This window comes from Acidimicrobiia bacterium (assembly GCA_036271555.1).
Classification (GTDB): Bacteria; Actinomycetota; Acidimicrobiia; order IMCC26256; family PALSA-610; genus DATBAK01.
This window is the reverse complement of sequence record DATBAK010000099.1, coordinates 1-12291: the sequence shown is the minus strand read 5'-3', so window position 1 is coordinate 12291 and position 12291 is coordinate 1. Positions and strand designations below refer to the sequence as shown.

General features: G+C 70.8%; 11 protein-coding genes and 1 tRNA gene. 3 read left to right on the top strand and 9 right to left on the bottom strand.

From position 1 onward, the window contains the following. The coding region (locus VH914_22020; protein ID HEX4493894.1) for a hypothetical protein at positions 1-260 on the top strand (260 nt) is incomplete at its 5' end. Positions 261-293: 33 nt separating this feature from the next. Here the strand turns inward: VH914_22020 and VH914_22015 are convergent. The 9 genes from VH914_22015 to VH914_21975 are packed head-to-tail and all read right to left on the bottom strand — an operon-like array spanning position 294 to position 11028. Continuing rightward, positions 294-1157, bottom strand: a complete 864-nt coding sequence (locus tag VH914_22015; protein ID HEX4493893.1) for an MBL fold metallo-hydrolase — start codon at positions 1155-1157, stop codon at positions 294-296. Continuing rightward, positions 1157-1885, bottom strand: coding sequence for an ATP-binding cassette domain-containing protein (locus VH914_22010; protein HEX4493892.1), 729 nt, complete (start codon positions 1883-1885; stop codon positions 1157-1159). The genes VH914_22015 and VH914_22010 overlap by 1 nt, the downstream gene beginning before the upstream one ends. A 20-nt stretch (positions 1886-1905) precedes the next feature. After that, positions 1906-4650, bottom strand: coding sequence for a branched-chain amino acid ABC transporter permease/ATP-binding protein (locus VH914_22005; protein HEX4493891.1), 2745 nt, complete (start codon positions 4648-4650; stop codon positions 1906-1908). Then, on the bottom strand, positions 4647-5891 hold the full coding sequence (locus VH914_22000; GenBank protein ID HEX4493890.1) for an ABC transporter substrate-binding protein: 1245 nt from the start codon (positions 5889-5891) through the stop codon (positions 4647-4649). Before VH914_22000 ends, VH914_22005 begins: the two co-directional genes overlap by 4 nt. Continuing rightward, positions 5891-6868, bottom strand: a complete 978-nt coding sequence (locus VH914_21995; GenBank protein ID HEX4493889.1) for an alpha/beta hydrolase — start codon at positions 6866-6868, stop codon at positions 5891-5893. The genes VH914_22000 and VH914_21995 overlap by 1 nt, the downstream gene beginning before the upstream one ends. Beyond that, positions 6868-8400 (bottom strand): bifunctional 3-(3-hydroxy-phenyl)propionate/3-hydroxycinnamic acid hydroxylase, encoded by a 1533-nt coding sequence (locus VH914_21990; GenBank protein HEX4493888.1) that lies wholly within the window; start codon positions 8398-8400, stop codon positions 6868-6870. Before VH914_21990 ends, VH914_21995 begins: the two co-directional genes overlap by 1 nt. After that, on the bottom strand, positions 8397-9284 hold the full coding sequence (locus VH914_21985) for a VOC family protein (GenBank protein ID HEX4493887.1): 888 nt from the start codon (positions 9282-9284) through the stop codon (positions 8397-8399). Before VH914_21985 ends, VH914_21990 begins: the two co-directional genes overlap by 4 nt. A 26-nt stretch (positions 9285-9310) precedes the next feature. Further along, positions 9311-10261 carry an amidohydrolase family protein gene (locus VH914_21980; protein ID HEX4493886.1) on the bottom strand — a complete coding sequence of 317 codons (951 nt, stop codon included), beginning with the start codon at positions 10259-10261 and terminating at the stop codon, positions 9311-9313. Between the two features lie 53 nt (positions 10262-10314). Beyond that, positions 10315-11028 carry a TetR/AcrR family transcriptional regulator gene (locus VH914_21975; GenBank protein HEX4493885.1) on the bottom strand — a complete coding sequence of 238 codons (714 nt, stop codon included), beginning with the start codon at positions 11026-11028 and terminating at the stop codon, positions 10315-10317. A 48-nt stretch (positions 11029-11076) separates the two neighbouring features. Here VH914_21975 and VH914_21970 point away from each other — a divergent pair, with 48 nt between their 5' ends. After that, complete coding sequence (locus tag VH914_21970; GenBank protein ID HEX4493884.1) at positions 11077-11919, top strand: fumarylacetoacetate hydrolase family protein; 843 nt, start codon at positions 11077-11079, stop codon at positions 11917-11919. Between the two features lie 157 nt (positions 11920-12076). After that, a tRNA-Arg gene (locus tag VH914_21965) sits at positions 12077-12148 on the top strand. Positions 12149-12291: the final 143 nt, after the last annotated feature.

Sequence of the window (12291 nt, the reverse complement as noted above, 5' to 3'; positions counted from 1 at the left end):
GCAACATCCCGATCACGCTCACGAAGGCGAAGGCGCCGGCGGGCGTGTTCTCCACGTCGACGCCGGTGTCGGAAGGTCTCACCCTCGATCCCGATGCCGTGATCCACCAGAAGGTCACGTTCGCGCCGACCGCCCGCGGCGTCGCGACCGCGCACTACGTCATCACCGCCGACGACGGCCGGGGCGCGCAGACGGAGAACCTCACCGGCAGAGGTGTCGCCGCCGCACCGGTGATCGCGGGCGGGTGGCGCTTCGTGTGACCCGCGGCGGCGCGGGCGGCAGGTGCTCGGCGATCACCCGATGGCGATCGTGAGGAGGTCGTGGCCGACGCTGAGCAGACCCGTGTAGCCACCTTCGCGTACGTCGTCCGCGAAGGTCTGTTCCGCGGCCGGGTCGGCCGGCGGCGGGATGAGATGCGTGAGCACGAGATGACGCACCTCGGCCGCGGCCGCGAGCGCGCCGAGCGCGACCGTGTCGGCGTGGTAGTCGAAGATGTGCTCGAACGGCGTTCCTCGGGTGAGCGGCTGCATGGCCGAGACGCGACACGCTTCGTGCACGAGCACGTCGGCGCCCGCGGCAAGGTCGCGCACCTCGTTGCAGACGCGCGTGTCACCGGAGATCACGACGACGCCCGCGGGAGTCGTGATCCGGTACGCGACCGCTTCGCGCACCGGCTCGTGGTGCACTCCGACCGCCTCCACGCCGACCGTGTCGTCGGCGCTGCGCCACACCTCGGTCGGCGACGCGGGCGGCGCAAAGGCACGGACATCGAGCTCGGGCGCGTGATCCTGCACGTGCGCGACGCGCACCGCGATGTCGTCGACGAACGGGTCGAGCATGCAACGCGCGAATCGCGCTGCGGCACCTTCGACGGCGACGATCGGCAACGGGCCCGCGGGATGCAGGGTGCCCTGGAGCCAGCGGGTCATCACCACGTCGGCGAGATCGACGAGATGGTCGCTGTGCACGTGGGTGACGAACAACGCGTCGAGCTGGTGCCCGAGCACACCGGCCTCCGCGAGGCGCAGCACCGTGCCGCGTCCCGCGTCGAACTGCAACGCGATGTCGCCATGACGCACCAGCGCGCCCGGCCCCGCGCGCCCCGGCGCCGGATGCGGCACACCGGTGCCGGTGAGCGTGACGGTCGTCGCGGTCATCACGAGCTCCGATCTCGCGACCCGAAGTAGGTCGCTTCGAGGAGGGCCGGATCGGCGGCGAGCGCGGCCGCCGGGCGGTCGAGCACGACGTCTCCGTGGTTCATCACGATCGCCCGGTCCGCGATCTCGAGCGCGAGCCCGACGTGCTGCTCGACGAGCACGACCGCGGCCTGCGTCTCCTCGGCGATGCGGCGGACGACGGGCAACAACTGCTCGACGACGACGGGCGCGAGGCCCATGCTCATCTCGTCGATCAGCAGGACGCGCGGCTCCTGGATCAACGCGCGCGCGATCGCGAGCATCTGCTGCTCACCACCCGAGAGGTTTCCGGCGGTGACCGCGCGCCGGGCCGCGAGCCCCGGGAAAAGGGCGACGACGTCGTCGACCGAGGTCCGGGATCGGCCGCGCGCGGCGGCGAGGTTCTCGTCGACGGTCAAGCTCGTGAACAGCGACCGGTCGTCGGGCACCAGCACGAGTCCGGCGCGTGAGGCCGAACGGGGCCGCCCGTTCGCGAGCCGGGTGCCGCACACCGACACCGAGCCTGCCCGCGCCGGATACAGACCGGCGAGCGTCGTGAGGAGTGTCGTCTTGCCCGCTCCGTTGGGACCGAGGATGGCGACGACGGCGCCGGCCTCGACGACGAGGTCGAAGTCGCGCACGACGAGCACCGACCCGTAGCCGGCGTCGATTCCCTCGCACACGAGCTGCGGCGCCGGCGCGGCGCGCATGGTCGCGACCTCGACGTGCGTCACGACGGCCCGAGGTTTGCGTGCGTCGTGCCGAGATACGCGGCCATCACCGTCGGGTCGGCTTGGATCGCCGACGGAGTGCCGTGCGCGATGATCCGGCCGAAGTCGAGAACGGAGACCGAGTCACACACGTCGAAGACGAAATGCATGTCGTGGTCGATGAGCACGATCGCCACTCCGTCGTCGCAGATGCGCCGCAGCCGGCTCGCGAGCCATCGACTCTCGGCGGTGTCGAGGCCTCCGGCCGGCTCGTCGAGGAGCAGCACCTCGGGGTTGCCGGCGAGGGCGCGGGCGATCGACACGAGCTGACGCCGACCCTGCGAGAGCTCGCCCACCGGCCGGCCCGCGACCTCGTTCAGCTGCAAGAGGTCGAGCACCGCGCCGACGTCCTTCGACGTGCGGTCGCCGGCGCCGGCGCGACCGACGACGACGTTCTCGGTGACGGAGAGGTCGTCGTACAACTGCGGGTTCTGGAACGTGCGACCGATGCCCGCTCGCGCGCGCTCGTGCGGCTTGAGCCCGCCGAGGTCGCGGCCGTCGAACCTCACCGTTCCGGAGTACGGCGTGAAGCCCCCGAGCGCGTCGACCAACGTGGTCTTGCCGGCGCCGTTGGGACCGATGAGTCCGAGCACGGTGCCGCGCGGCACCGCGAGCGAGACTCCCGCGACCGCGACCATGCCGCCGTACGCAACCCGCAGATCGGCGGTCTCGAGCACGAGGTCCTGGATCGCGCGCTCGGCGGCGCGCGCGTGATCCGCACGGGGCTCGACGAGGGCGCTCGGACCGGCAGGTGACGTCGCCGCGCGCCTGCGATCGAGCCATGTGTAGATCGGGTCGAACGCGCCCTCGGGTCGGTTGATGACGGTGACGACCAGACCGAGCCCCGCCGCGATCACGTACCAGTCGCCGAGGTTCAGCACGCGGTCCCAGAACGTGGCCGTGAGCCCGCCCGCGGCGAGGAGACCGGCGGCGATGCCGCCGGAGACCCGGGTGATGCCGCCGACGTAGCACGTCGCGAAGAAGACGAGACCCACGACGGTGGTGAACGCGTCGAACGTCACGTTGCCCTGGAAGTAGGCGAGCATCGCGCCGCCGAGGCCCGCGATGAACGCGCCGATCGCAAACGCCGCGATCTTCACGCGCACGACGTCGATGCCCGCGCCCGCCGCAGAACGCTCGTTGGCGCGGACCGCAAGCATCTCGGCGCCGAGTTGGCTGCGGCGGAGCTTCGCCACACCGACCGCGACCACGACGAGCACGGCCAGGGCCAGGAACCCGAACGGCAGACGCGGGAAGTCGGCGCCGACTCGCGCGCGGAGGTCGAGGCCGAACACCGTCGGCCCGGTGACGGTCTTGCCCGCGGTGCCGACGAGATCGGGGTTGCGGAACCACAGCGCCTCGATCGCGACCGCGAACGCGAGGGTGACCACCGCGACCGGCAGCCCGCGGATGCGCAATGCAGGGAGACCGACGAGCACGCCGAGCACCATCGCGCCGAGCGCCGCGACGATCGGCGCGAGCGGGAACGGGATCGTCGTTCCGAGGAGCGGCAGGTGCCAGTCGGTCGTCAGCGGTCCGAGCAGGAAACCGGCGACGCCGGCGAGCGTCAACTGCGCGAGCGACACCTGACCGCAGTAACCGGTGACGACGACGAGCGACAGCGAGAGGATCGCGAAGATCAGGCTCGTGATGAGCGCCGCCCGCCACGGCCCTTGGAACGCGACGAGCGCCACGGCACCGACCGTGGCGGCCATCACCGTCGGTCGCGCGATCGCCTGCGGTCGCGGTGCGCGCCCGAGTGTCTGCTGGATGATCACGCCCCGGCTCGGAAGCGGCCGGGCCCACGCGACGAACACGGCGAGGATCAGGAGCAGCGGCAGCAACTCCGCGGTGCCAGAGGTCGGCAGCCACGACAGCTGACCCTTGAGGTACGCGAGCTCCGACTGCGCCATGCCGATCGCGAGGCCACCCGCGACCGCGAGCACCATGCGGTCGAACCGGCCGATGACCGCCGCCGCCAGCGCGGGCACGATGAAGAACGTGTAGCCGTACGGTGTCAACGGAACGATCGGCGCGATGAGGATCCCCGACACGGCTGCAACGGCCGCGCTGATCATCCAGTTGCTCGCGGCGACGCGCTCCGGCGAGATGCCGCTGACGTACGCGCCCTTCTCCGTCTCCGCGGCGGCGCGCGTGAGCAACCCGAAGCGCGTGAGTCGGTACACCGCGGTGAGCACGAGCGCGATCGCGACCACGGTCGCTGCGAACCAGACGCGGTCCTGCGAGATGCGCACACCGCCGAGGTGCCACGACCCCGACGGCAAGATCGGTGCGACCGTCTCGGCCGCGGTGCCGACCCGCAGGGTGAGGAGCCCGGTGAACACGACCATGAGCCCGATCGACGCGACCGCCTTCGCGACCGCCGGCGCCGCGTGCAAGGGCCGGAACACGGCGCCGTAGAGCAGCAGGCCGACGAGCGCGCAGATCGCGACCGACAAGGTCGCAGCCGGCCAGAAGCCGAGTGGCGCGCCGAGCGCGAACGTCCGCGGCAGGAACGGCAGCGGCGCGAGCAACTCGCCTCGCCGCAGGTACGCGTACAAGTACGCGCCGAGCAACGACATCGAGCCCGTCGCGAAGTTGACGACGCCGCTGCTGCGATACGTCACCACGAGCGTCAGCGCGAGCGCCGCATAGACGGCTCCGCTCGCGAGGCCGAGCAGCAGGAAGATCAGATGGTCCGTCAACGAACGAGATAGGGCGCGACGTCCACCTTCTCGAAATCGTGGCCCACGCCGGCGGCGTCGAGCGTCCCCACGAGGACGTCGCTGCCGCAGATGCTCGGCGCGAACGGGATGGGTTTCGCGCCGCATTGGAAGGTGATGCCGCTTCCGAGCGGCAGGGCGACGGGACGGGGCATCGAGGCGAGCGCGGTGTGGATCGTCGTCGCGTCGACAGCGCTCGTCACGCCCTCGAGCGCGCGCACGAACCCGAGGACGGACGCGAACCCGTCGGGAGTGGCCGCGACCGGATCGACGCCGCTCGCGTACTTCGCCATCACCGCGTCGTACAGCTTGACGTCGGGATCGGACGGATCGGATGTCATCGGCGCCACCGTCTTGATGCCCTTCAGCACACCCGGCAGCGCCTCCGCGACGTTGGTGGCCGACGAGCCGCCCGCGAGCGCGATCTCACCGTCGAACCCCAGCTGCTTCATCGCCTTGATGGCGCTGACCGTGAACGAATCGCTCCCGCCGACGACGAACATGTCGTCGCCGTTGTTGATCGCCTGCTGGATCTCCGGCGTCGGGTCCGCGACCTGAGCCGAGATGTTGATCATGTCGAACCCGACTCCGGCCTTGGCGAAGATGGGCTTCGCGAGGGCGCTGATCGGTCCGGTCGTCGCGGGCACGTCGATGATGACGAGACCGACCTTCTTCAGGCCGCTCGCCTTGGCGAGCGCGGCGGGCGCGGCGATCGCCGCGAACGGATTGGGCAACACGAACGCGTCGGGGTTGGCGACGATGGCCGGATTCGCCGTGAGGTACGTGACGAACGGGATGCCCGAGCCCTTCAGGCCCGTGGCGATCACTCCGTCCTCGGACGAGAGCGGAACGATCACCGTGGCGACCTTGGCGTTGACGAGCTGCGAGGCGCAGTTGGTCGCGCCGGTCGGCGTCGCGCCGGTCTCACACGGCTCGAGCGTGATCGGATGGCCGTTGATGCCACCGAGGTACCCGTTGACGTATTGAACGGTGGCCTTACCGGCTGCGAGCACGCTCGTGCTGTCGAGCGCGTCGGTCTTTCCGTCGACGACCAACCCCACCTTCATCGGCGTTCCGGTTGCCGGTTTCGGCGTGCCGAGCACCGCCGTGTCGAACGTCGTCGAACTGCCGGAGGAACCGTTCGACTTCGTGCTTCCGCACGCGGCGACGGCAACGAGCGCGACCGTGACCGCGAGGGCGCGCACCGATCGGCCGTGCGCCATCACGACGCACCCCCCGTCGGCAGCGCGCTCACCCAGGAGCGCAACGTGTCGACGTAGAGCTGCGGGTCGTGACCGTGCAGGGAGTGCGGCGTCGCCGGCAGGCTCACGTACTCGAACGGTTGCCCGGCCGCGGTGACGAGGTCGCGCACTCGCGTCGCTTGCAGGTCGGAGCTCGCGCCCATCAGCGCGCCCGATGTCTCGTGGATCATTCGGAAGTGGTGCGTGAAGAGCACCGGCACCTTCACGCCGCGCAGCATCCGCTCGTGATCGCACGCCTCGGAGAAGGTGCCGGTCCAGAACGCGCGCCCCCATTCGGGGTCGTACTCCTTGAGCGTTTGCGGTGGCTCACCGACGGCGATGCCGAGTCCGCCTGCGAGCATGGCCATCCAGTCCGGAAGCTCGGAGGGGAGCGCTGCGACCATTCCGTCCCAGTCGCCGATCGACCACTGGTCGCCGAGGTACTTGGCCATCACCGCGAAGATCGGGCCGATCGCCTGGCGGATGCTCTGGCCGACCGCGGGGTGCACCTCGGAGGCGAACAGGGGTGGATCCTCGTAGTACGCGCCGACGACCTGGCCCGGCTTCGCGTACGCGGAGAGCCACGCGGTGATCACCCCGCCGGACGAGAGCCCCGCGACGATCGTCGGCCGGCCGATCACGTCGTCGATGAAGCGGACGAGATCGCCGGCCACGAGGTCGAGCGTGTACCGGCCGGGGGTCCGCGACGAACGGCCCTGGCCGCGCAGGTCGACCGCGAACGCCTGGAAGTGCTCCGCGAGCACTGGCAGCACGGCCTCGTAGCCCCACCACGATTCGGTCTGGCCCGGGATCAGCAGGAGCGCGGGCTTCGACGCGTCGCCCGCGCGCACGTAGTTGATCTCGACTTCGCCCGCGTCGAAGCGCTGCTCGGTGAGATCGTGCGCGATGTACGTCGCGTCGGGCGCGTGAGGCCCGAACGCGTTCGCAAAGGTGGCCATCAGTCGCTCGTCTCCCCCGTCGGTTCGGTGTGGCCGGTCAGGCGCGCGCGGAGCTCCGCGACGAGCGCGCTCGCGCCCTCGACTCCGGGCGCGGTCCCGTAGATGTGGAAGTCCGGTCGCTGCAACGCCCAGAGCGCGTCGTGCGCGCGCAACCAGGCTCCGAAGTCGGGCGCGGCAGCGGTCATGTCGATCACCGCGCCGCCGATCGAACCGAACCATTCATCGAGCGCCGACGGGAGCTCGCGCCCCGCGGGATCGATCGTCACGAGACGCCAGCCCGCGCCGTGCACGTCGTCGAACGCGCGCCCGCCGAGGTTCGCCTGGGGGAGAAGCTCTCCCGTGAGCGCAGACCCGGCATGCACGAGGCCTGCCGCGAGCGCGGGTTGCCCGGGCACCTCCGACACCTCGCCGGTGACCGCCGCGGCCATCGCGTCGTCGCGCGCCGCAGCGTGCGTGGGGTCGGCCACACAGATGACCTTGCCGAGCTCGATCGACAGATCGATCGCCGCGACCGCACCGGGCCGGCGCTCGCCTTCGTAGGTCGCGAGCAACTCAGGCGCGGCCCGGCCGGTGAGCACGAGATCGAGCTTCCACGCGAGGTTCGCGGCGTCGCGCACTCCGGAGCACAGGCCCTGCCCCGCGAAGGGCGGCATCAAGTGCGCGGCGTCGCCCGCGAGGAACACGCGTCCGCGCTGCCATTGCTGCGCGACGCGCGCTTGGAACGTGTACACCGCGTGGCGCTCGATCCGCGCGTTGCCCGGGTGCACGTCCCACGGCTTCAGCAGCTCCCACGCGGTGGATTCGAGGTCGAGCGCTTCGATCGACTCGTCGGGCAGGCGCATGAACTCCCACCGGCGGCGGCCGGGCCCGCCCGAGACTGCGGTCGTCGGCCGGTTCGGATCACAGACCTGAAGGTTGATCGGGTCGAACACGCGCGGCTCGTCGAGGACGACGTCGACGATCAGCCAGTCGTAGAAGAAGCCGCGGTCGTCGACGTCGATTTCGAGCCGCGCGCGTACCGTCGAGTTCGCACCGTCGCAGCCGACGACGGCGCGCGCTCGAACGGCACCGCCCGTGCCGCATCCGACGGTGACGACGTCATCGTGCTGCTCGATCGCGTCGACCGCGACGCCGCGCCGGATGTCGACGGTCGGTAGCGACTCGGCGCGCGTCGCGAGCGCGGCCTCGAGCTCCGGCTGGCAGAACATCGACGAGAACGGCCAGCCCGACGCGGCCGTGCCGATCCGGCCGAAACGCAGCAGCGTCGTGCCCGCGGCGTTGCGCCACTCGTACACCTCCGCCGGTTCCGAGAGCGCGCGCAGCTCGTCGCCGATCCCGCACGACTGGAGCAGGCGGCCGACTTCGTGGTCGAAGTGGACCGCACGCGGCAGCGCGTACGGGGAGGGCCACTGCTCGAGCACGACGGCCGATCGCCCGAGCTGTCCGAGGAGCACGGCGAGCACGAGCCCGGTCGGTCCCGCCCCGACGATCGCGACGTCGCAGTCGACGGGCGCGCCCGGCGCGCCGCTCACGGCTGGCGCAGCGCCTGGTGACCCCAGGCACTGATGCGGTCGTACTTGCGATCGTCGTCCCAGCCGTCGTCGACGACGCGCGCGCCGTGGCCGAACTCGATCTGGAAGCCCGCCGGCGTCTGCAGGTAGAAGCTGAACATCCCGTCGTTGTCGTGCTTTCCGAGCCCGTTCGGGATCGGCAGGTCGGTTGCCCAGGCGCGGTCGAACGCGGCGCCGACGTCGTCGCGCGACCTCGCCTCGAACATCACGTGATGCAGGCTTTGCGGCAGCTCGAACGGCGCGCGGGCGAGCGCGAGCGTGTGGTGCCGCGCGTTGCAGTGGAAGAAGCGGACCTCGAGATCGATGCCGGGCGCGAGCTCGGTCACGAGCCAGTCGGACTGCACGAATCCGAGCCCCTCGGTGACGAAGCGGATCGATTCGTCGAACGCGGTCGTCGCGAACACGACATGGCCGAAGCCGACGCCCTCGGTCAGGAAGCCGCCGGGCACGAGGGGCGACGAGTACGGCGCCGGCGCGTGCTCGAGCCCGAGCACGAGCTCGACGTCGACACCCCACGGCGCTCGGGCCCGCACGAGTCGTTCGACGCGTCGAGCAGCGCGATCGGCAGCCGTGCCGTCCGCGACCGCGACGCCGATGGCGCGCCACTGCTCGACGATCCGGTCGAAGTCTCGTGCGTCGACAGCCTCGACGCCGATCGCGACCGCGTCGTTCGCGGTTCCCGGCTGCACGAGCAGCCGGTGCACGCGATCGTCGTCGCGCCACGTACACGCGTCCCCCGCGCGCTCGCCGGGCACGAGACCGACGACATCCGCGAGCACCGGCGTGAGCCCGTCGGGTTCCGGCACCTCGACCACGAGGTACGCGAGTTCGATGCGGTGATCCATGCGCCGTGTCCTCTCGATGGTTCGGGTCAGGCCGCGGCGAGCCGGGGAAAGAGCCGTTCGCTGTTCGCGCGCAGCACGTCGTTCAACGAACCGGGCGGGTCGCCGGCACCGTCGAGGCGCTCTCCGGCCAGGGCGACGACGAAGTCGGGCGTGAACGGGTAGTCGCTGCCGTAGTGGAGATGCTCGAGCGTCGTGATCGCGAGCAGCGCGTCGAGCTGGCGCGGGATCGGTGTTCCCGCGAGATCGAAGTGCAGCGAGGCGAGATCGCGCAGCACGTCGACGGCCGGATCGACTCCGAGCAATATCGCGAAGCCCGCGACGCGGTCGCAGATCACCGGCAGCGTCGCGCCGGCGTGCGGCACGATGACGCGCAGGTTCGGGTACCGCGCGATCGTGCCGGTGAGCACGAGGTTTACGACCGCGCGCGTCGTGTCGAACAGGAACTCGAGCATCGGACGCGGGCGGCCCAACGACGTGCGCTCCCAACACACGGGCGAGGTCGGGTGGATGAGGACGCGCGCGCCGCGCCGGTCGAGCTCTGCGAACGCCGCGTCCCATGCGGCGTCGCCGAGGTAGGTCCCGTCGACGCTCGTGAGCATCACGAAACCGTCGACGTCGAGCTCGTCGCAGCAGTACGCGATCTCGGCGATCGCGGCATCGACGTCGGGCAGTGGAAGCGAGCCGAAGAGCCCGAAGCGACCGGGGTGATCGACGACCGCGCGCCGGCCCGCGTCGTTCACCGCGCGCGCCAGATCGGACGCGGCCGCATCGCCCTCGACGTGCACGCCCGGCGACGAGACCGAGAGCAGCGCGGTCGCGATCCCGAGCCGGTCCATCAGCGCCACGTGCTCCCCCGCCGACCACACGGGGATCTGCGGCATGCCGTCGGGATGCGTGTGGCCGGTGCGCTCCAGCACCTGCCGGTAGGGCTCCGGCAGGTAGTGGGCGTGGACATCGAGCCGGCCGAGCGCAGTCACCTCGCCATCCTGATCATTTGATCAGGGTTCTGTCAAGGAAACGCCCGGGCCGATCAGGGCCGGCCGAAGAGCAGCGCGCACACCGCGTCGGCGTGCGCCTCGATCACGGCATCCGACTCCGGATCGAAGCCGGTGAGCCGCCGGCACTCGGGCGCGAGCACGAACATCGTCGGCCCCGCGCCGGTGAGGATGTAGTACAGGTGCGCGGGCGGGATCGGCGGGACCACGCCGTCGCGCACGAGCCGTTCGAACAACGCGACCGTGCTCTCGTACAGCGGACGCACGTGCCGCTCGACGAGGTAGTCCATGCGCGCGCTGTCGGCGCGCGACTCCTGCGTGATGATGCAGTGCAGTTGCGGATGACGCGCCGAGAACGTGACGAACTCGCGTACGCGCAACTTCGCGCCGGTGAGCTCGTCGACGTCGCGGAGCTCCTCCGCGTGCGCGGCCATCGAGCTCGTGAGCGACTCGAACAGCGAGTCGACCGCGGCGCGCCAGAGCTCGTCCTTGGTGCGGTAGTGGTAGTTGAGCAGCGGCTGCGCGACACCGGCGCGCGCCGCAATCTCGCGCGTCGTCGCGCCGTCGAACGAGCGTTCCGCGAACAAGTCGGCCGCGGCCGCGACGATTCGTTCACGAGTCGAATCGGCCGACGGACGCCGGCTGCGGTCCGGCACCGTCGTCGTGGTCTCGGCCGGCGCGGCGCGCTTCGCCTTCGTCTTCATCGTCGTCGTCTTCGTGGGCTTCTTCGCCGCCGTCGTCAACCTCACCACGGCACCACCTTGACAGGTCTTTGATCGGCTGATCAACATGCCGCAATGAAGCTGGCGAACCTCGGCGGGCGCGCCGCGTTGATCACCGCCGACGGCGCGATCGATCTCGCGACCGCATCGGCCGGACGCTTCGGGCCCGATGTCCAGCCGCTCTACGACGAGTGGGCCGCGTTGCGCGAATGGTTCGCGACGTCCGATCGCCCGGCCGCGACCCCATACGACGAGCGCGACCTCTTGACGCCGGTACCGGCGCCCCGCCAGGTGTTCGCGATCGGTCTCAACTACCGGTCGCACGCGGAGGAGTCCGGCATGGCCGTTCCCGACATCCCCGCGACGTTCACGAAGTTCCCCGCGTCGCTGACCGGCCCGTTCGCCGACGTCGAGCTGGCCGGCGCGACGGTCGACTGGGAAGTCGAGCTCGTCGCGGTCATCGGCGCGCGCGCCGACCGGGTCGCCGAGGCCGACGGATGGGAGCACATCGCGGGGCTCACCGTCGGGCAGGACATCTCGGAGCGAACCGTCCAGTTCGCGGCCGGTGGCCAGTTCTCACTCGGCAAGTCGTACCGCGGCTTCGGCCCGATGGGCCCGTGGCTGGTGACACCCGACGAGGTTGCCGCGCCCGACGACCTCCCGCTCGGCTGCGCGATCGACGGGACCACGGTGCAGGCCGCGCGCACCAGCGACCTCATCTTCTCGGTTCCGAGCCTGGTTGCCGAGCTCTCGTCGGTGCTGCCCCTGCTGCCGGGCGACATCATCTTCACGGGCACCCCGGCCGGCATCGGCGCCACGTCGAACCCACCCCGATTCCTCCAGGTCGGCGAGACGCTCGAATCCTGGATCGAGGGAATCGGCGCCATCCGCAATCGACTGGTCGCACCCGCCCGGTGAAGTCGCGGGGGACCCGGTTGATCTCGACTTCGCGCGGCTTCCCCGCGCCGCGACGCCGAGTCGAGCGCGATAGCGACGACCGGTACCGGCCGCTCGAGACCTCGCAACGGATCTCAGCAGCCGCGCCGAGTTTCCTCCCAGGTATTCTCCAACCCCCGCCCTCGTAGCTCAGGGGATAGAGCATCGCCCTCCGGAGGCGTGTGCGCAGGTTCGAATCCTGCCGAGGGCACCTTGTGATCGGCCGGGCCTCCGTGCGCGCCGGTCAGCCCTTCGTCGCGTACCAGGTGTGCATGCCTGCGCTCGGCTGGTAGTACGCGCCCGGTGCGCCCGCGCTGCTGATGCCGGACGCGTTCTGCGTGCCGACGAGCACGA